This is a genomic window from Staphylococcus sp. FSL W8-1268 (genome assembly GCF_038003965.1).
Taxonomy (GTDB): domain Bacteria; phylum Bacillota; class Bacilli; order Staphylococcales; family Staphylococcaceae; genus Staphylococcus; species Staphylococcus hominis.
Genome location: NZ_JBBOQE010000001.1, coordinates 1,638,728 through 1,659,585, shown reverse-complemented (window position 1 = coordinate 1,659,585; position 20,858 = coordinate 1,638,728). Strand labels below are relative to the sequence as shown.

General features: G+C 30.9%; 19 protein-coding genes. 7 read left to right on the top strand and 12 right to left on the bottom strand.

Annotated elements, in window-relative coordinates; translation table 11 throughout:
* Positions 1-32 precede the first annotated feature (32 nt).
* Entirely contained in the window at positions 33-1,208 is a 1,176-nt protein-coding gene (locus NST64_RS08335) for an aminotransferase class I/II-fold pyridoxal phosphate-dependent enzyme (protein WP_002448207.1), read from the bottom strand.
* A 268-nt stretch (positions 1,209-1,476) separates the two neighbouring features.
* On the opposite strand from NST64_RS08335, the gene NST64_RS08330 reads away from it, so the two are divergent.
* On the top strand, positions 1,477-1,896 hold the full coding sequence (locus NST64_RS08330; RefSeq protein WP_002448073.1) for a MarR family transcriptional regulator: 420 nt from the start codon (positions 1,477-1,479) through the stop codon (positions 1,894-1,896).
* 176 nt (positions 1,897-2,072) lie between these two features.
* On the opposite strand, the gene NST64_RS08325 is transcribed toward NST64_RS08330, so the two are convergent.
* The 4 genes from NST64_RS08325 to NST64_RS08310 form a co-directional block, all read right to left on the bottom strand.
* Positions 2,073-6,116, bottom strand: coding sequence for a glucosaminidase domain-containing protein (locus NST64_RS08325; protein WP_049417848.1), 4,044 nt, complete (start codon positions 6,114-6,116; stop codon positions 2,073-2,075).
* Positions 6,117-6,266: 150 nt separating this feature from the next.
* Positions 6,267-6,686, bottom strand: a complete 420-nt coding sequence (locus NST64_RS08320; RefSeq protein ID WP_049417850.1) for a GNAT family N-acetyltransferase — start codon at positions 6,684-6,686, stop codon at positions 6,267-6,269.
* Between the two features lie 107 nt (positions 6,687-6,793).
* A complete protein-coding gene (locus NST64_RS08315) occupies positions 6,794-7,264 on the bottom strand; it encodes a DUF2538 family protein (protein WP_002448219.1) in 471 nt (156 codons plus the stop codon).
* A 19-nt stretch (positions 7,265-7,283) separates the two neighbouring features.
* Entirely contained in the window at positions 7,284-8,522 is a 1,239-nt protein-coding gene (locus NST64_RS08310; protein WP_002448084.1) for an LCP family protein, read from the bottom strand.
* Between the two features lie 359 nt (positions 8,523-8,881).
* Here NST64_RS08310 and NST64_RS08305 point away from each other — a divergent pair, with 359 nt between their 5' ends.
* A complete protein-coding gene (locus NST64_RS08305) occupies positions 8,882-10,051 on the top strand; it encodes a serine hydrolase domain-containing protein (RefSeq protein ID WP_002448056.1) in 1,170 nt (389 codons plus the stop codon).
* A 39-nt stretch (positions 10,052-10,090) separates the two neighbouring features.
* Here the strand turns inward: NST64_RS08305 and rihC are convergent, their stop codons facing one another.
* The 6 genes from rihC to NST64_RS08275 form a co-directional block, all read right to left on the bottom strand.
* A complete protein-coding gene (gene rihC, locus NST64_RS08300) occupies positions 10,091-10,993 on the bottom strand; it encodes a ribonucleoside hydrolase RihC (protein WP_340731111.1) in 903 nt (300 codons plus the stop codon).
* A gap of 136 nt (positions 10,994-11,129) precedes the next feature.
* The gene (gene qoxD / locus NST64_RS08295; RefSeq protein WP_002448242.1) at positions 11,130-11,420 is read right to left on the bottom strand and encodes a cytochrome aa3 quinol oxidase subunit IV; all 291 of its coding nucleotides are present in this window, start codon (positions 11,418-11,420) and stop codon (positions 11,130-11,132) included.
* Positions 11,417-12,022 (bottom strand): cytochrome aa3 quinol oxidase subunit III, encoded by a 606-nt coding sequence (gene qoxC, locus NST64_RS08290; protein WP_002448120.1) that lies wholly within the window; start codon positions 12,020-12,022, stop codon positions 11,417-11,419. Before qoxC ends, qoxD begins: the two co-directional genes overlap by 4 nt.
* Positions 12,012-14,000, bottom strand: a complete 1,989-nt coding sequence (qoxB, locus tag NST64_RS08285) for a cytochrome aa3 quinol oxidase subunit I (protein WP_002488372.1) — start codon at positions 13,998-14,000, stop codon at positions 12,012-12,014. Before qoxB ends, qoxC begins: the two co-directional genes overlap by 11 nt.
* On the bottom strand, positions 14,000-15,112 hold the full coding sequence (qoxA, locus tag NST64_RS08280) for a cytochrome aa3 quinol oxidase subunit II (RefSeq protein ID WP_002455508.1): 1,113 nt from the start codon (positions 15,110-15,112) through the stop codon (positions 14,000-14,002). Before qoxA ends, qoxB begins: the two co-directional genes overlap by 1 nt.
* A gap of 297 nt (positions 15,113-15,409) precedes the next feature.
* Positions 15,410-15,727, bottom strand: coding sequence for a DUF5011 domain-containing protein (locus NST64_RS08275; protein WP_049417854.1), 318 nt, complete (start codon positions 15,725-15,727; stop codon positions 15,410-15,412).
* A 267-nt stretch (positions 15,728-15,994) separates the two neighbouring features.
* On the opposite strand from NST64_RS08275, the gene NST64_RS08270 reads away from it, so the two are divergent.
* The gene (locus NST64_RS08270; RefSeq protein ID WP_002448258.1) at positions 15,995-17,140 is read left to right on the top strand and encodes a globin domain-containing protein; all 1,146 of its coding nucleotides are present in this window, start codon (positions 15,995-15,997) and stop codon (positions 17,138-17,140) included.
* 87 nt (positions 17,141-17,227) lie between these two features.
* Here the strand turns inward: NST64_RS08270 and folD are convergent, their stop codons facing one another.
* Complete coding sequence (folD, locus tag NST64_RS08265) at positions 17,228-18,085, bottom strand: bifunctional methylenetetrahydrofolate dehydrogenase/methenyltetrahydrofolate cyclohydrolase FolD (protein ID WP_107632293.1); 858 nt, start codon at positions 18,083-18,085, stop codon at positions 17,228-17,230.
* 210 nt (positions 18,086-18,295) lie between these two features.
* On the opposite strand from folD, the gene purE reads away from it, so the two are divergent.
* Genes purE through purS form a run of 4 tightly spaced genes read left to right on the top strand, consistent with a single transcriptional unit; the run spans position 18,296 to position 20,857 of the window.
* Positions 18,296-18,778 carry a 5-(carboxyamino)imidazole ribonucleotide mutase gene (gene purE / locus NST64_RS08260; RefSeq protein ID WP_002448044.1) on the top strand — a complete coding sequence of 161 codons (483 nt, stop codon included), beginning with the start codon at positions 18,296-18,298 and terminating at the stop codon, positions 18,776-18,778.
* Positions 18,765-19,889 (top strand): 5-(carboxyamino)imidazole ribonucleotide synthase, encoded by a 1,125-nt coding sequence (gene purK / locus NST64_RS08255; RefSeq protein WP_002455507.1) that lies wholly within the window; start codon positions 18,765-18,767, stop codon positions 19,887-19,889. The genes purE and purK overlap by 14 nt, the downstream gene beginning before the upstream one ends.
* 3 nt (positions 19,890-19,892) lie before the next feature.
* Positions 19,893-20,597 carry a phosphoribosylaminoimidazolesuccinocarboxamide synthase gene (gene purC, locus NST64_RS08250; protein ID WP_002448194.1) on the top strand — a complete coding sequence of 235 codons (705 nt, stop codon included), beginning with the start codon at positions 19,893-19,895 and terminating at the stop codon, positions 20,595-20,597.
* Positions 20,597-20,857, top strand: coding sequence for a phosphoribosylformylglycinamidine synthase subunit PurS (gene purS / locus NST64_RS08245; RefSeq protein ID WP_002448160.1), 261 nt, complete (start codon positions 20,597-20,599; stop codon positions 20,855-20,857). Before purC ends, purS begins: the two co-directional genes overlap by 1 nt.
* Position 20,858: the final 1 nt, after the last annotated feature.

Below are 20,858 nucleotides of genomic sequence, written 5' to 3'. Positions count from 1 at the left end.
CGCAAAATTGACTTAGTCAATCTTGCGTTTTTTTAATTATCTAACACATTAGGATAGTGTTCTTTTAAATATAATTCTAAACGGCGCATACCTTCTTTTAAGACGTTCATTTCATAAGCATAAGAAATACGAATATAGCCTTTTCCTATATCTGTAAAAGAAGATCCTGGTACCATCGCAACATGTGCCTCTTCCAGTACATTGACACAAAAGTCAAAATCATTATTAGTAAATCGTTTAATACTTGGGAAAATATAAAATGCACCTTCAGGTTGAGCTTCAAGTTCGAATCCTAGCGATAACAATTTAGCTTTTAAATAATCACGTCGTTCAATATAAGCTTCGTTCATATATTTTGGTGCTTCTAAGCCCTCATTTAATGCAGTGATACAAGCAATTTGAGCAGGAACATTAGCACAAATACAGTTATATGCATGCATGAAAGTTAATTTTTCAATTAAATATTCAGGACCGATTAAAAAACCGATACGGATGCCTGTAGCTGAATGCGATTTACTTAAGCCACCAATGAGTAATAGTTGATCACGTATCTCTTCATATTCTGCAAAAGAAGTATGTGTTCCTGTAAACGTATTTTCAGCGTAGATTTCATCACTGATAATAAATATTTCTTTAGTTTTTAAATAATGTACAAGGGCTTCAACTTCTGAGCGCTCTAATATAACACCAGTTGGATTAGTAGGATAATTTAATAAAATTGCTTTAGTTTGATCAGTAAAGTAAGCTTCAATTAGCTCAGGTGTTACCTTAAAGTCAGAATGTGTGGTATCAATATAAATAGGTTTACCACCTAAAGTTTCAACTAATGGGATATATCCAGCATAAATAGGACCAGGGATTAAAATTTCATCTCCAGGTTCGATTATACTTCTTAGCGATGTATCTAACGCTTCACTTGCACCGTTTGTAACAATAATTTCTTCTTCGCTATAAAGAAATCCATATCTACGTTTAAAATATTGACTAATCGCTTGACGCGTTTCAGTAAGGCCTTTGTTATGTGAATAACTTGTTTTATCTTCGCTTATTGCATTAATATATGCTTGCTTAACCACATCAGGCATTGGAAAATCAGGTTGGCCAATAGTTAAATTAACGCAGTCGTCAATATTTTTTATTCGACTTGAAAACTGTCGGATACTTGGCGCTCTTAAAAACTTAGAATTTGAATTTAAAGTTAATTTCATATTTACACCTCTAAATATAATCATTCAAAGTATTATGACCTCATTACTTTGAAATAGAATATAATTATCATATCATATTTTTATTTATAATATTTAATTAATAAAATCTCACTTTCTCTTAATTTAAATAGAAAAATTAGAAATCGTGTATAATGAATAGATAATACCATATTATTAAAATGAATTTAGTCAATTTATTGAATAGTATTGTCTAATTATAAAATTAACTTTATAATATAAACAATTACTAGAGTGGAGTAGAACAGCTATGTATAATCAACTAGAAAAACTTATTACCCTAACAAATAATGATCTTAATTTAGTAAATAGACGCTTTGGCCAACGGACTGATATAACAAATGACCAACTGGAATTATTAAGAATTCTTTATAACTATGATCGATTATCACAATATGATTTAACAATGAAAATTAGTAGAGAGCAATCCATTGTATCTCGTTGGATAAAGAAATTAGTTCATAAAGGTTATATTACAAGTCAACAGTCACATGAAGATTTACGTTGTAAGGATTTATGTTTAACAACTGAAGCTAGAGATTTAATTAAACAAATCAATATAGCAAGATGTGAATTAATCGAAGCGAGATGTCAATGTTTAACAGAAGAGGAAATCAATAATTTGAATCATCTTTTAAATAAACTTAATAGTCGTCATCTTTATATCTAACATAGCACCCATCTTATTGTTCTTTATAACATAGCACAATAAGATGGGTGTTTGTATTAAATATAAAATTTAGAGCAAAAAAGAATCTGAGACAGAAATAAGTGTCTCAGATTCTTTTACATATGGGCAGGCGATAACTGAATTGAAACTGAATTCAGTCTAACTCCCAAGTATTATTATTGATTAAATACTGGTATTTCAAAATATTTACCAACTGAATTAATTTGATCATATAAGTATTTTAAACTTTTAGCATTCAAATTTGCCCAATTAATATCAGTAGCATATTGATGTGTACCAGGTTGATCAGGGTTCCAACGCATTTTATAAAGTGTATTTTGACCAGATTTAATATAATCTTGAGCAATAAATTTAGCTCCATCAATAATAGCTTTAGAAATACTATTCCAGCCAGATTGTTTTGCGTAATTAATTCCATTTACAAGTGGTGCATAATCATAAGCTCCAATACCATATACATTATAATATTTAATAGGGGAATTAGAAACGACTTGATTATTAACCAAATTTGCACCTTTAGCAAGTTTAGATTGGCCATTACCCGTTTCAAGTAAGGCATGAGCAATTAAGTAAATTTCATTAACACCTGTCAATTTTGCAGCATTAGCAAATGCTTGACCTTGGTTTTCTAACATTCCCTTACCTTTAAGTAGTCGATTTAAACGATCTACAGATAATAATTGTGGACGATCTAAACGTAAAAATTGATATTTTAAAGCTGGATTTTTTGCAAGTGTTTTCGCGTTCATCGCATTTTTAATTTCACTATACGTTGCATTTGACCAACCGCTATTATTACGTTGAACTTGTGGTGGTGCACCGTAAACATTGTGTTGAATTTTAGTGACCTCATCAAGTGTTCTATAGTTTTTAGATAGTTTAACTAATTGTTGTTGTAAATCGCTTTTCTTAATCCATACTGATTTACCATTACTTAATTTACCATAATACCAAGTGATACCATTTACTACTTTTCGTTTTGTAATTTGAAAAATTTGTTTATTAAATGGCTTGAGTGAGTACGCTTTAGCTGAAGTAGGGTCGTCATAGTAAAAACTATTACCATTAGTTATAACTAAATCATCGTTATAGTCTTCTGCTGTATCGAAAGATGAAGCGTTTGTTAAATCTTTTAATGCAATCCAACCTGTTTGATTATTAACTGTACCGTATAAATACGTTTTACCATCAACAATTGTCGATTTAGAAGCCTTGAAAGTTTGATTAGCAATGTTGTTTTTATCTAATCGTTGTTGATTAGTGCCCCAAGCAATCGTATATAAGCCATTATTATTTTGGTTGACAGTATAAGTACCTTTCACTTTTTGTTCTTCATCTAAATTTTTAATATTTAAGTCTTTAACATTATACCAACCTAATGGAGTATTTCCAGAAGTACTAGATAATAAAACATATGTATGATCATCTAATTTTTTTTCTTTAGTTACAACATATGTTTTGTTAGCATATTGTTTTGCATGCTTACCACTTGCATCGTAAATACTTGAACGTATACCATCATTGGTTGAATTTACTTGAGCAATTTTTGAAACAGTTTGAACACTACTTGTTTTTTGACTCGTTTTTACAGTTTGAACATCGTCTGATAAAATCCAGCCCCAAACATTATTAATAACACCGTGAAGATACGTATTTGAGCCTACTTTTAAAGCGTCTATCGATTTTAGAACATCTCCCTTTGAAGGAACTGTTGCTTTAATTTGAGACGAACTGCCCCAAGGTGTTTCATATATATTACTATTCCCTTTGATATTGTATTTTTTAATACCATCATTTATAGGTGTTGTAGTTTGAATATTAATTTCTGATGAAGGAATCCAACCGTGTGATTGATTACCATTAAAGTCAGAAATCAAATAAAAGTTTTTGTTATTTAATGTCGCTTTTTTAGTTACATGATAAGTATTACCGTTAATAGAAGGATTTATTTTTCCAGATGAGTCATATACTGTTGTGTAAGCACCATTATTTTTTTTAGCTACTTGTCCTAAAGTGTTATTTAATTGAGAAACATTAAGTATATTAGTTGTATCCGCTTTGTTTTGAACATCATTTAAATAATATTTACTTACCCAACCAGTTAAACCATTTACTGAACCATATACATATGTTGATTTACCTACTTGTTGTGATGCACTCGCTTTAAATGGAGATTGATTTGATTTAGATACTGTTCCAGCAATTTGATTATAATTACCCCATGGAACAGTGTATAGTGTCGTTCCAGGTTTAATAGTATAAGATTTATTTACTTTCGCTTTAGGAGTAATAGTATTATAAATCGTTTCATTTTGTTTAACCCATCCATATAATTTTCCACTATTATAATCGGATACTAGGTAATATTTGTCTTTATCAAGCTGTGCAGATTTTGTAACTGCTAAAGTATTATGAACCTGATTCGTCGTTTTCCCCTTAGAATCATATACAGTAGTATAAAGACCGCTATTATCTGATTTAATTTGAGCTAAGCCATTATTAGATGTTACTGTTAATTTTTTATTATTTATACTTGGTTTAGTAGTAGGAGTTGAATTATTTGTAGATGTTGTACCCCATGGTGCAACTTTGCCCATTTTAATTAAATATTTTTCGTTAATTAAATCATATAATTCATCATAACTATAATTATGATTACTCAAGTAGGCATGTGGATCAGCGTGATCTGTACCTCCAAGATAACGACTAATAGCATAATGAGTCCATACTGTTCCTTTAGCATCATATTCAGCACTATCTGGTTTTAATCCATAATATTGTAATTGTGTAGCAGCGTAATCTGCATAGTTATTCATTGAACGTGCAAATGAAGCATAATCATGTGTATGAACTATTTCAACATTAATAAAACGATTATTCCCATATGGTCCAGCTCCCCAAGATAAATAATCAGTAGGAGCAGTTTCAATAATACGGTTTCCATCTACAAATGCATGTACAAACGCATTTGTATAATTATTTCTCATATAATTAATTTCGCCTTCAATCGTTGAATTGTCATTTGCAGTATCATGCACGACGATGCCTTCAGGTTTTCCTACTCCATTTCGATATCCATATTTAGGGAAGTAAGATGTATAATGTTCTTCAATCGAAGGAGCTTTCAAATTATTTGTGCGAATATAATTATTAATTGAAGATTTAACTTGCGGTACATATTTTGGTAGTGAAGACGTAGTTGAATATGTACTTACTGTAGCTGGACCACCTTTTCCACCAATACCTTTATGAACTGATGATGTAGAGTCAGAGACAGATGCATCATTTGATTGAGTTGAAGTTGTAGCTTTATTATTAACATGAGTGTTATTTAAAGCTGTACTGTATGCACGTACTTTTAAAGTATTATGCATTGGTGAAGTTTGAGTATTATTCTTTTTAAGCGTAGTATCTTCATTGTTAACTGTAGTGTTATCTGATGTATTTGATAAATTTTTAGACGTACTGTCACTTTCTGTAGTAGAAGATAATGATACTTTATTATTGTCATTATTTGTCGTTGTAGCATTATCTTCTACTTTTTGTTGTTTATTATTAACGACAGTAGTGCTTAATTGCGCTTTTGATATGCTATTGTTTTGATTTTCTACGTTATTTAATGTTGTTTTAGGCTCATCTGTATTTAACTTATGTGTATTTGAAACTTGAGCGCTTTCATTATGAGTTGATGGTGTTTCAGTAGTTATACGATTTGAATTTAATTTATGATTAGAATCTTCTGATGTAACTAATTTAGTTGAATCAGTTGAAGTAGTAGAGGTAGTAGCTACTTCATTATTATTATGTTTTGTATTATCAGATTGATAATTTGATATTGTATCACTGTTTTTAACTGTATCATTAGTATTAGAACGCGTTGAGTTATTTTGAGATGACGCTGATTGATTTAAGTTATCTAATTTTGCATCATATGTGTATGTATTATATGTATTATTAGTAGTATTTGATTTTACTAATGTAGGGTCTTGGTAAGTTTGCACTCCAGAAATATTTTGTGCTGCATTACTGACTTGATGTTTAGCTACATTGGCATTTTCAATATTTTGTTGATCATCGATTACATTATTAGCAGCGTTTTGTTTGTTTTCAGAGGCTTCAGCATGATGTGTAGTAAATGCTGCACCAAATAAAGTAAGGGCGATCATTGATGGGAATTTAAAGCTAAATTTTTTCGACATAATAGTTGCTCCTTTTTTAATTTACTTTTTTATTATAACGTCAAGAAAAGTAAGAGTAATTATTTTTTACTCATTTGTAAACTAAATTTAATTTTGTTCTTATAAATATCTAGCTGTTGTCATTGAAATTCAAGTATCGAAAAATATCATTTAAATTATTTTATACATTTTAATATGAGCAATATTTTCTTCTTGAAAAGGAAGACCAATACTAATATAACCTAGTTTTTCATAGAATGATTTAGCTTGTAGTTGTGCGTTTAAAATAAGTTTATGATGATGTTTTTGTTTTCCAATACTTTCAATCGTGTTCATTAATGTTTTACCGAACCCTTTATTGCGATAAGGTTTTAAAATTGCTACACGTTCTACTTTTATACCATCTTCATATGGACGAAATCGTGCACAAGCAAATGGATGATCGTTGTAATATCCAATAATATGAGTAGAAGTATTTTCAAATATATCTAATTCGCTTTCTAATGGAACCCCTTGCTCTTCTACAAAAACTGACTTTCTAATTTCAAAACAATCAGAAAGCATAGATTGATTAATTACTTCTTTAAACATGTGGCATTTACCTACTTTCTTAAATTAAATAAATTCAATCATTTTATATTATTTAGATATAGAAAAAGAAAAACTCCTTTTACTAAAAAGTAAAAAGGAGTAATAAATTATAATGCTTCTTGGCGAACAATTGCGCAATATTGCCAAAAGATCCTTAATTGTGCGATGTTCCAGTTATTCATCCCCATAGTGAAACCTGAAGGCCTAAAAAGATTAACGTCTGTAACCTCTAAAGCGGCTGCAATTAAATATTGCAAAGGAATACTAATGCTTTGCATTGTTTCCGTAATTCCATTTTCATCATATACCCAAGAAAAGGGTAAATCAGATTCAAATACATCTACTTTATTAAAAATTTCAGGTAAAGCAACAATGTAACAAGCGCCATTTACAATTGGATTCACTGAATTCTCACCATAGTATACTAATAGTGCCTCATAGTTTTCACGATGTTCATGATTAACATAAAAGAATTCACTTCTGAATAAAGCCATGTCTTGACTATGAATAATTTGTTGTTCTAATACGTTAAACATGCCGTTAATATTAGCAATTTTTTCATATGTTTTGCGTGACATTCTACGTACTCCTCTCAAATTAATATAATTGATTTATTTCATTTTGATTGTTGAAGTCGTTTGAGTTGTCTGAATTGTTGCTATTGACTTGATTACTCATTTGATTTTGTTGATCCATAGTACTATCAGATGGATTTTGTTCTGATTGTGATTGCGTAGAAGGGTTAGTACCATTACTCTGAATAGAGTTTTCATCTGTTGTGGTATCTTTTTGATTATTTTCTAAAAGAAACGAATCAATAGGTGTTAACGGTACTAGATTGCCATAATAATTAATGACTCTTTCATCCAATAAATCATTCTTATCTGTTATTTTAGATAGTCCTAAATCAGAACGCAATAAATTTGAATATTTTAATATACTCTTAATGCTAGGGTTATAATAGTAGATACCATTTAAATAATCATTGTCACCTTTAAGTTGAGACTTTTTAAAGTCTATATTATCAGATAAATAAATTGAAGCTATAGATTTAATTTCTTCTGTTGTTAGGTTATGTTTAGCATTTTTACCTACTATTTGAACGAGTTCATCTAGTCTGTCATATGAATCTAAATTTTTTGCTTTCTGAAATAAAATTTTGATTAAATCCATTTGTCTCTCGCCACGTTTTAAATCTGAATCGTGATGACGCGTGCGTGCTACAGCCAAAGCTTCATCACCATTTAATTTGTGATACCCTTTTTTAACCTTGATTCTTCCAGTATCATCTGTGTTAGGTTCATCTAAATCATAAGGTACATCGTAATAAATACCACCTAATTTATCTACCGCTTGAACAAAGGCATCCATATTAATTCGAACATAATAGTCGACAGGGATATTAAGTGTGGCTTCAACAGTATCCATAGCAGCAATAGGACCTCCATAGGCATGTGCGTGTGTGATTTTATCGTAATAACCTACTTTAGGAATATAACTGATTGTATCACGAGGAATACTTAATAAACGGATTTGCTGTTTATTGGGATTAAGTGTTGCTAAAATCATTGAATCAGTTCTTGAATGTTCAGTTGTTTGACCATTTTTACGTCTACCTTCATTATCGTCTATCCCAAGAAATAATATTGAGATAGCGTTTTTAGAAGGATTCATTTTGCTATTTCTTAAAGTAGAATGACGTTTTGCATCAGATTTATTATATGAAGATTGCAAAGCATTCTCAGAATGATGATATAAATTGACAATAAAAATGACAGGAACAACAATAAGTAATAATGTTAATAGCATCATAAAATATTTTAAAAAACGATTCATAATTATGTGCTCCTATACGTATTTATTAAAAAAATAAGTTAATAATTTAATCATACCATTTTAATATAAAAGAATAATAATTATTACTCCCATAGCCATAAATTGTATTACTAATTGGCTAAAATTACAACTTAATTTTAATATAAAAAGATAATGTTTAAAAACTTTTATTTACAATGAAGCAGGCTTGAAAACTTACTTTATCGGGCTAAAGAATGATGGAAAAAATAGTCGGAGTAAGATATATTAAAGATGATATTTTAGTGAAAATAATATATAATATAATTTATTGAAAGAATAATAATTTAATAAAATAGCGTAGAGTTAATTATTTTTATTAAATTGTAATGAGGCAGCAAATGAAAAAAAGAATAGAAATAATAACATTAACCATAGTTTTAATCATCTTAGTAACATTATTCATCATATTCTTAATGAAAGTATATAAAACAAATCATAAAGATACAGAATATAACAAAGTAAATGATAATAAAACGTATTTACAAAAAAGAGATTATCATGTATCGAAAGTGCCACATTTAAAGACAATTGAAGTCGAAGAACCACATATCAAAAATATTGATGAATATTTAAAAGCAATTCATTTTAATGGGGCAGTTACAGTTCTTGAAAATGGTAAATTAAAGTTGAATAAAGGATACGGTTATCAAAATTTTCAGCATAAAACTAAAAACTCACCAAATACAATGTATTTAATTGGTTCCGCACAGAAATTTACAACTGGATTAATTCTAAAAAAATTAGAAAATGAAAATAAAGTGAATATAAATGATCCTCTCACTAAATATTTACCTTGGTTTAAAACGACAAAAAATATAACTTTAAAAGATCTAATGTTACATAGAAGTGGACTATATAAATTTGAAGCTTCTCCTAAAACTAAAAGTCTTGATGGTGCAGTACATGCAATACAAGCAAGGGGAATTGATGAAAAATTTTATCATAAACACTTATATAATGATGCTAATTACTTAGTGCTTGCTCAAGTAATAGAAGTAGTTACACATAAATCCTATGCTGCAAATTATTATGATGATTTAGCACAACCATTTAGTTTACAACATAGTGCTTTCTTTAATGAAAAACCATATAAAAAACATATGGCTACTGGATATAAAATGATTGACGGTAAATTAACTGCTATGAAACCAAATATATTAGATCAATATTATGGAGCGGGTAACTTATATATGACAACATATGATATGGCTCATTTAGTAAATAATTTTAAAAATAATAATATTTTTAGTGAATCAGTGTCAATACCACTGACTCAGCAATTAGGAACAACAGCATATCCTGAATCTTATCGATATGGATTTTATGTTACACCGCAATATAACAGAATTAATGGTGTGTTCTATGGACAAATATTTACTGTCTATTTCAATCAACATTATGTCATCGTACTTGCTTCAAATATAGGTGATAATTCTAAAGTAACAAATGAAAAGCGAATCTCATATATTTATCATAAAATACTAAATCAACACTCTTATTATCAATAAGAGTAAAATTAAAGGTCGGAACATTAATTGTTTCGACCTTTAATTTTTTAAAGTATTTAAAAATATTGTTTTATAATGTTCATTTATGCTTGATACGACTACGGAACAATTAGGATAGGAAGATTCAAAATCAACTACAGTAGCACCACGAGTCAGTGCCCCTTGTAATTCAATTTGCACATCTGCTTCTTTAATTTCGTAACTCTTAGGATCAAGTAAATAAAGAATCGTAAATGCATCATATAATTTTATTCCTTCTTTAAAATCTTCACCACGATAGTGTTGGAAAATATGATACAACATTTGTGTCGTTTTGTTTTCATCTTTAAGAGTGTCTAAATAAGAATGAGTAAATAATGATTGGCGCGCTAAATCTAATCCAATCATCGTTAAAGGTAAACCAGCATTAAAAACGATATGGGCTGCTTCAGGATCACAATAAATATTAAATTCAGCTAGGGGAGTAACATTACCTCTTCCAGTACTCCCCCCCATAATAATAATTTCTTTAACATAGTTTTTGCATTCAGGATACGTATTAAAAAGTAGAGCTATATTTGTTAAAGGGCCTAAAGTTACAAGAGTAATAGGTTCATTAGAATGACTTAATATCTCATTCATAGCTTCTACAGCATGAGAAGATGCTAAATCTGAAGTAGAAATTGTAGGGAATTGATAGCCATCCATACCACTTTCTCCATGAATATGACTAGCATCTTGTATTTCACTTATTAATGGTTGAGAAGCTCCTCTATGTATAGGGACCTCACTATTGAAAAAGGACTTTAATTTTAAATCATTCGCTGTGGTTTTCTCAACACCTACATTTCCATTTACAGTAGAAATCATTTTGACATCAAATTTTGTATGAGATAATGCAAGAGCGATTGCTGCTGCATCATCTATACCTGGATCAGTATCAATAATAATAGGTAATGACATGAATACCCCTCCAAAGATTTTTACTTTTTCTTATATCTATCATACACAAAGAAGTCATTAATATAAACAAAACAAAAAGCCTGTACAAGTTAAAAAACTCGTACAGGCTTTTTGTTTAAGTAAGGTAGAAATTGAATTATAAGTGACTAGAATGGCCACCTTGCATAACCCAATAAGTACCAATAACTGTGATTAAAGTAATAATAATCGCAAAGATAACTTTGGCAGATTGTAAACGTCCATCTTTACCTTCAGTTAAGTGCATGAACATTAATAATTGTAATGCAGCTTGAATGAAAGCAAAACCAAAGATAATTGTTGTTTTAGCATGGAATGTCATGTTTGTGTATAGAGTTACAAAAACTGCTAATAACGTTAAAACGATTGAAGCAATAAAGCCAACTGTATGTTTTACGATTGTATTCATCCGCTATACACCATCCCTATCATATATACGGCAGTAAAGATGAAGATCCATACAACATCTAAGAAGTGCCAGTATAAACTTACTATAAATAATTTTGGAGCATTAAATTTATTTAATCCACGTGTTGCAACTTGGATTAATAAACAAATAATCCAAACGATACCTAACGAAACATGGGCACCATGTGTACCTAATAAGATGAAGAAACTTGACCAATAAGAGCCAACTTTAGGTGTTACACCTTCAGAAGCATAATGTGCAAATTCATAAATTTCGAATCCGACAAATATTAAGCCAAGGATTACTGTTAAAATCATCCAAAACATCATTTTGCCTTTTTCTTCTTTACGTAAGTAGTAAATTGCAATACCACAAGTATAAGAACTGATTAATAAGGCAAATGTCATAATTAGGACAAGTGGTAATTCAAACAATTCAGTTGTCATTTTACCACCGTAACTGCCCCCATGTTGCAACGTTAATAACGTTGCAAATAGGGTACCGAATAATGCAAATTCGGCTGTAAGGAAAATCCAGAAGCCAAGCTTATTCAATTGACCTTCATGCGTACGTGAATCAATAGTGTTTGTATCATGACTCATGACCTACAGCCTCCCTTTCTTTAATACGTGCTTCTCTTAAACGTGCTTCGTTTTCAGCAACTTCAGAAGCTGGAATATGATAACCGTGATCTTGTACAAAACTTTGATAAATCATAGTTCCGAAGATACCAGCTACACAAATTAGGAATGGAATGATAGATTGGAAGATTAAGAAGAAACCACCAACTAACATGAATATACCCATAAATACACCAGTATGCGTGTTATTAGGCATATGAATGTCTTTGTAGTTATGGTTGTCTAAGAAATGACGACCATGTTCTTTCATATCAACAAATGTATCATAGTCATTCCAATCTGGAGTGATTGCGAAGTTGTATTTAGGTGGAATAGCTGAAGCTGTTGACCACTCTAAAGTACGACCTAAACCATCCCAGTTATCTCCAGTTGCTTCACGTGGAGATTTAATGTGGCTGTAGATAATGCTTACTACTAAGAATAGGAAGCCGACTGCCATCATTAATGCACCGATAGTTGAAATGAAGTTTAATAACCACCAACCATCAGATGGCATATAAGTGTATAAACGACGTGGCATACCGTCTAATCCAAGAATGAATTGTGGTAAGAAACATACGTTAAATCCAATCATGAATAACCAGAATGCCCATTTATTTAATTTTTCATTTAATTTATAACCCATCATCTTAGGATACCAGAAGATTAAACCAGCTAGGCAGGCAAATACTACACCGGTAACCAATGTATAGTGGAAATGCGCTATTAAGAAATAAGTGTTGTGATATTGATAGTCAGCTGATGCCATTGCTAACATTACACCAGTAACCCCACCTAATAAGAAGTTAGGGATAAAGGCTAATGAGAATAACATTGGTGATTCAAAAGTAATACGTCCTTTATATAATGTTAATAACCAGTTAAATAATTTAACTCCGGTAGGTACACCGATTAACATCGTTGAGATTGAGAAGAATGAGTTAATTAAAGCACCATTACCCATTGTGAAGAAATGGTGAACCCAAACTAAGAAACTTAAGAACGCGATACCAGCAGTTGCCCACACCATACTTTGGTGACCGAATAAACGTTTACGAGCAAATGTTGGAATAATTTCTGAATAAATACCAAATGCAGGCAAGATAACAATATAAACTTCAGGGTGCCCCCATACCCAGAAGAAGTTTGCCCATAACATTGGCATACCGCCATCTGCTACTGTAAAGAAATGAGTTCCGAATACTCTATCAGCTGTCATTAAAGCAAGAACAACTGTGAATACTGGGAATGCTAAAATTATGATTAATGTCGTAATAAAAGTAGTTACAGTAAACATAGGCATTTGCATAAATTTCATAGTAGGCGTTTTACATCTAAGTATTGTTACAAAGAAGTTAATACCTGTCATTAAAGTACCGATACCTGAAATTTGAATTGCTACTAAGTAGTAGTTAACTCCTGGACCAGGACTAAATTCTCCTGCTAGTGGAGCATAGTTTGTCCAACCAGCTGCTGGTGATCCACCTACGATAAATGATAGGTTAAATAAAATCATACCAACAAAGAATAACCAGAAACTGATGTTGTTCATTACAGGGAATGCCACATCACGAGCCCCAATTTGTAATGGAACAACAACATTCCATAATCCAAAAATGAATGGCATAGCCATAAAGATAATCATAATAACGCCGTGCGTACTAAAAATTTCATTATAGTGATTTGATTCTAAGAAAGTATTATCAGGAATAGCTAATTGAGTACGAAGTAATAACGCATCAATACCACCACGAACGAACATTAATACTGCACTAATTAAGTACATTAAACCGATTTTTTTATGGTCTACGGATGTGAACCATTCTTTGTATAGATATTTCCATAACTTGAAATAAGTAATTACCGCAATTAAACCAATAATTAGGAATGGCGCGCCGATTTGTGCCATTGTAATCATCCAGTTACCTTTAACGAGTAATTGATCCCATGGAAAATTCATTAATGTTCACCTCCATGATCATTATCTGCTTTAGACGCATTCTCGTCTTTAGCTCCTTTATTGATTTTTTCCATTTCCTTAGCGTTGTGAGTTTCTTCATCTTTAAACTCACTATCGTAAGGGTCATTGTTGCCTAAAATCATTGGCTTCATACCATGACGAGGATAGTTGACATTAGTAACTGTTACCTTACGAGCTGGTTTTTGAGGTTTATCTGTTACATCTTTATAAAGATCTTTTTCAGCAACGAAGTTAGGATCTTTTTGAGTATAGTTGTAACGTTTATATGCATAGAAGATATACTCTGGATCAGCTGCAGGATCGACGAATGCCATGTGAGTACCATTAAATGTTAATTCTTTATTTGGAGTACTTGGTAAGAGTTGTTTATCAAACTCATCTTGGCTAATAGTTTTTTTACTTTTAGCATCTTTAACCCAAGCATCGAAATCTTTTTGGTCTACAGAGTGAACTTTAAATGTTTGGCGAGAGAAACCTTCACCATTAAAGTTAGAGTTACGTCCTCTGAATGTACCAGTTTGATCGGCTTTTAAAGTCCAATTCATTGTCATGCCAGTCATGGCATATTTTTGACCACCTAATTGAGGAATCCAGAAACTAGTCATTGTATCCATAGATTGTAATTTAAATACAACTGGACGGTTTTTAGGAATAGTTAATGTATTCACTGTTTCAACCTTTTGTTCTGGATAAGCAAAGAACCATTTATATCCGGCACTAACTGCATAGACAACTAGTGGGTCTTCTTTACTTTCAGGTGGTTTCTCGTAATCGTATAATGTTTTAACTGTTGGAATAGCTAAAGCAATTACGATTAAGATTGGTACCACAAACCAAATTGTTTCAATTAAAGAATTGTGGTGCATCTTACCAGATTCGTCATTTTTATTGTAACTATACTTGAAAATAAAAACAGCGAACATAGTAAGTACAACAGCAACAATAACAAGCATGAAGATGATTGAGTAAATAATCAAGAACTTCTGACTACTTGCTACTGGCCCTTTTGCATTAAACACTTCTAAGTTTGAACAACCACTAAGTAAAATTAGTGTGCCAAACATAAGAAGCAACGACTTAAATTTTGACACTTTTTTGACCTCCTAATACTACAAATGTAGGGCTTACCATTAATTTTAGTTTATTACGCGATATTTACAAGACCTTATTAGAAAAAAATTACAATAATAAATAGGAAAAAACTAGTAACAATAGGAATGACGGGGAATGTAAGGTTTGTTAAAATTATGTGTCTATTCTGTGAAAAATGTCAAAAATAGAAAATCAGTCGTTACATTTGAGAACCATTATCAATTCTAGCGTTTACAATAGAAATTAAATAAAAAAGACAAGATGTTTATCTCGTCTTTTTCAGAAAATTGACACATTTATTTAACTTTTATGCAACGTGTTGATGATTCTTCGGCTCCCTCTGAGTCGATGACATTATATCTTACTTCATATGTACCTACTTTTGACGTATCTAAGTGACCATCAACTGTAATTTTATGTGTCAAATCGCCATCTTCTTTATCGTAGGCGCTAATTCCATTTAATACATTATAATCTTGACCTTTTTCAATAACAATATCATTTACTCCTTTAAGCTGTGGAGTATGATTTGTAGTAGCTTCTGCACTTAAATTTGGGGTCACAAGAGTAGCAGAGACACCGAGAGCTGAAAGAGATTGTATGAGTTTATTCATTACGTTAACCTCCGAATATAATAAGTCATTTGAATAATTTAACTATACTTTAATTTCTGATTTTTAACATCATACTATAGTCTTAATATAGCTTATTCAAGATTAAATTTAAATGAACTTAAGATAAATAAATATTAAATTTATGTAAAATGAAAGTTCTGTGAATTTAAAAAAACTATATTACATTATAATAAGTATCGTACTAAAATATATTTGTGGGAAATAACTATATTTTACACATATTATTTTAAGTAGGAGTGGATTTGCATGTTAACAGAACAAGAAAAAGGAATTGTAAAAGAAACTGTTCCAGTATTACAAGAAAGAGGAACAGAGATTACTTCTTATTTTTACAATAGAATGTTCCAACAACATCCAGAGTTAAAAAATATGTTTAATCAAACTAACCAACAAAAAGGATTCCAATCTACTGCTTTAGCTCAAAGTGTATTAGCAGCTGCAGTTAATATTGAGCATTTAGAAAATATTTTGCCAGTTGTTAAAGAAATTGCATATAAACATTGTGCGTTACAAGTACCACCAGCTGGATACGATATCGTAGGTGAAAACTTAATTGAAGCAATTAAAGCCGTTTTAGGATTAGAAGATAGTCATCCTATTATTCAAACTTGGAAAAAAGCATATCAAGAAATTGCTGATGTATTTATTCAAGTTGAAAAAGATATTTATAGTAAAATGTTATGGGAAGGTTTCCAACCATTTAAAATTGAAAAAATTGAACAACTTTCATCTGATATTAAAGCCTTTACGGTAGTATCAGATCAATATGATTTAAGTCAATTTACACCAGGAGAATATATTACAGTTGATGTAAGCAGTGAAAAAATGCCTTATCGTGCAAAACGTCACTATTCAATTGTTAGTGGTGATAACAATCATTTAACTTTTGCTGTCAAACGTGATGTATCTACAGACCATGAAGGTGAAGTTTCAACTATTTTACATGATGAATTAAAAGAAGGAAATGATATTAACTTATCAGCTCCAGTAGGTCCATTTGGTGTGGTTAATCAAGAACAACCACAATTGTTTATTGGTGCGGGTATTGGTGTCACACCACTTGTTTCAATGTTTGATGAAGTAGCTGAAAATGGAAGTCATGCACAGTTTATTCAAGTAACTGGAGACGTTAATGATACACCATTCACTTCTCATTTAAGAGATATTTCAAAACGCTACGACAAAGCGAAATATGAGTTATATGATAGACAAGCTAAAGGTTATTTAACTAAAGAAACGCTTGAAAATTATGTGAATAATGATAGTGAAGTATATGTTTGTGGAAGTGCTAAATTTATTCAATCAGTGATTGAAGTATTAAAAGAAATAGGCATAAGCCAAGAACATATTCATTATGAAACATTTGTTCCAAAATTAAGTGTGTCAGTATAAATGTAATATATTATTGAAAAAAGAGAGCGGCATAATTAATGTGAAATTATGTCGCTCTCTTTTTTATAATAAACGCTTGAATTTAAATTATTCAATGCCTCTACGCATTTTTTCAGCTAATAATGTATTATTTAAAACCATAGTAATGGTTAAAGGACCTACACCGCCTGGTACTGGAGTAATAGCACCCGCAATTTCTTTTACTTCTTCAAATTCCACATCACCTTTTAGTTTACCATTTTCATCAGGAGTATTACCTACATCTACAATTACTGCGCCTTCTTTTACATCGTCTTTAGTAACTAATCCAGGTTTACCTACTGCACTGACGATTACATCTGCATTTTTTAAATGACTATGCATATCTTTAGTACGTGAATGTAAGATCGTTACTGTCGCATTTGCTTGTAATAATAACTTAGATACGGGTTGACCTACAATATGACTTCGGCCAATTACGACAGCATTTTTACCTTCTAGATCAATATCTGCATGTTTTAAAATTTCCATAATTCCTAATGGCGTACAAGGGACAAACGTCTGTTCATCAATGTATAATTTACCAATGTTTGATGGATGGAAACCATCAACGTCTTTTTCTGGATTAATTGCCTCTAAAATTTTTTGTTCGCTAACCTGTTTAGGTAGAGGTACTTGGACTAAAATGCCACTTACCGAATCATCATTATTTAAACGATCTAGTTCTTTTAATACGTCTTCTTCAGAAGTGTCTTCAGCTAAATGGATAATTTCAGATATCATCCCTATTTTTTCAGCAGCTTTCTTTTTAGAATTAACATAGCTATGACTTGCGCCATCATTCCCAACTAAAATAACGGATAATTTTGGTGTATATCCCTTTGCTTTTAAAGTTTGAACTTGGTCTTGCAACCCTTGTCTATAATCTTTTGCAATATGTTTCCCATCTAAAATTTTTGCAACCACAAAAAATTCCTCCTTGTTTATTAAATATCTGTCTATAGATTAACTTTAAAGGTATAAAAACGTCAAATTTTAACTAGAAAACGTAAATTAAGTTAAAAAACACGAATAAAGTTCGATTTTTGATTGAAATTAAATTTTATACTTGGTATGCTATACGTGTAATATACAACTAATAAGATTTATATTTTAAACTTTGAAAGGGTGTACAAAGTGAAAGTAGCAGTCATTATGGGTAGTTCCTCAGACTGGAAGATTATGCAAGAAAGTTGTGCAATGTTAGAACAATTTGAAATACCATATGAAAAGAAAGTAGTGTCAGCACATCGTACGCCAAAATTAATGTTTGATTTTGCAAGTGAAGCACGTACAAATGGTTATGACGTTATTATTGCTGGCGCTGGTGGTGCAGCACATTTACCTGGAATGGTTGCTTCAATGACAACGTTACCTGTTATCGGTGTACCTATTGAATCTAAAAGTTTAAAAGGACTAGATTCACTATTATCTATTGTTCAAATGCCCGGTGGAATTCCTGTTGCTACAACGGCAATCGGTAAATCTGGAGCTAAAAATGCTGGTATTTTAGCAGCGAGAATTTTAAGTATTGGAAATGACTCAGTTCGTAAACATCTTGAACAATATGAACAATCTTTAGTAGATAAGGTAGGCGAAATGCAAGATGAACTTCAATAGATTAAAGTTCGGAGCAACGATTGGTATTATTGGTGGAGGACAATTAGGTAAGATGATGGCACAATCTGCCCAAAAAATGGGTTTTAATGTAGCGTGTTTAGATCCTAATCCAGATAGTCCATGTAAATCAGTAGCAGATGTTTTTATCACAGCAGAGTATGATGATGAAGAAGCCTTAAATAAATTGGGTCAACAATCAGATGTGATTACTTATGAATTTGAAAATATATCTGCTCAACAGCTTAAGCAACTAACTCAACAATTTAACATTCCCCAAAGTTATCAAGCAATTGAATTATTACAAGATCGTTTAACTGAAAAACAAACATTAGAATCTGCAGGTACAAAAATTGTTCCTTATGTATCTTTAAAAGATGAAAAAGATTTGAATCAAGCAATTGAAACATTAAGTTATCCATTTATCGTAAAAACACGTTTTGGTGGATATGATGGTAAAGGGCAAATTTTAGTGAAAAATGATTCCAATATTGAAGAAGCTAAAGCGCTTGTTTCAAAACATGAATGTGTGGCAGAAAAATTTTTAGATCTCGATCGAGAAGTATCTTTAACTGTAACGATTGGTAATCAAAATCAAATTGCTTATTTCCCACTACAAGAAAATGAGCATCGTAATCAAATACTATTTAAAACTATTATTCCAGCTAGATGCGATAAAGAACAAGAAGCGAGAAAAGAAGTAAATAAAATAATTGAAAAAGTTCACTTTGTTGGTACTTTTACCGTGGAATTCTTTATTGATAAATCAAATCACTTATATGTAAATGAGATTGCACCGAGACCACATAACTCTGGACATTATACGATTGAAGCATGTGATTATTCTCAATTTGATACACACATTTTAGCAGTAACTGGTCAAGATTTACCTCAAGAGATAGAAATTTTAAAACCAGCAGTGATGATGAATTTATTAGGACGCGATTTAGACTTATTAGAAGATAAATTTGGAGATCATCCTGAATGGCATGTCCACATCTATGGAAAAACAGAACGAAAACCAGATAGAAAAATGGGACATATGACCATTCTTACAAATAATGTTAATGAAACTGAAAATGAAATGTTGAAACAATTTAAAGGGAGAGAATAATCAATGTCATTACGTTATGAAGGTAAAGCGAAAAGAGTATTTTCAACAGAAACAGTACATCAGTTGAGAGTTGAATACAAAGATGAAGTCACAGCAGGTAACGGCGCTAAAAAGGATAAGATGCAAGGGAAGGGACGTTTAAATAATCGAATTACTTCAATTATTTTTGAATATTTAAATAAACATGGTATTGAAAGTCATTTTATTAAACAGCTTTCTGAAACTGAGCAATTAGTTAAAGAAGTAAAGATTATACCATTAGAAGTAGTTGTAAGAAATATCGCAACAGGTTCTATTACGAAACGTTTAGGTTTTGAAAAAGGCCACGTATTTGATGAACCACTTGTAGAGTTCTTTTATAAAAATGACGATTTAAATGATCCTTTGATTACTGATGATCATGTCAAATTACTTCATATTGCTAATGATGAGGAAATTAAAACATTAAAAGATATGGCTAAAAATATTAATAAAGTATTAATTCAATTAATGAATGAAATGGATTTAAGATTAGTAGATTTTAAAGTTGAATTTGGAAAAACAGAAAATGGTGATATTTTATTAGCGGATGAAATTTCACCAGATACTTGTCGTATTTGGGATAAATACTCAGATACGAATTTCGATAAAGATGTATATAGAAACGATACTGGTTCTTTAATAGATACGTATCAAACATTTTTGGATAAATTGGAGGAACTAAAATAATGAAAACAATTGAACTTCACATTACATTACAACCACAGGTATTAGATACACAAGGTCAAGCATTAAATCGCGCTGTGCATGACTTAGGTTATAAACAAGTTAATGACATTAGAGTAGGTAAAGTATTATATATGACTGTTGATGAAGCTACAGATGAAGCAGTAAATAATATTATTACGACATTAAGCGAAAAGTTATTTGCTAATACGGTTATTGAAGAATATAGTTATAAAATTGTTGATGAAAAGGAGAATGCATAAT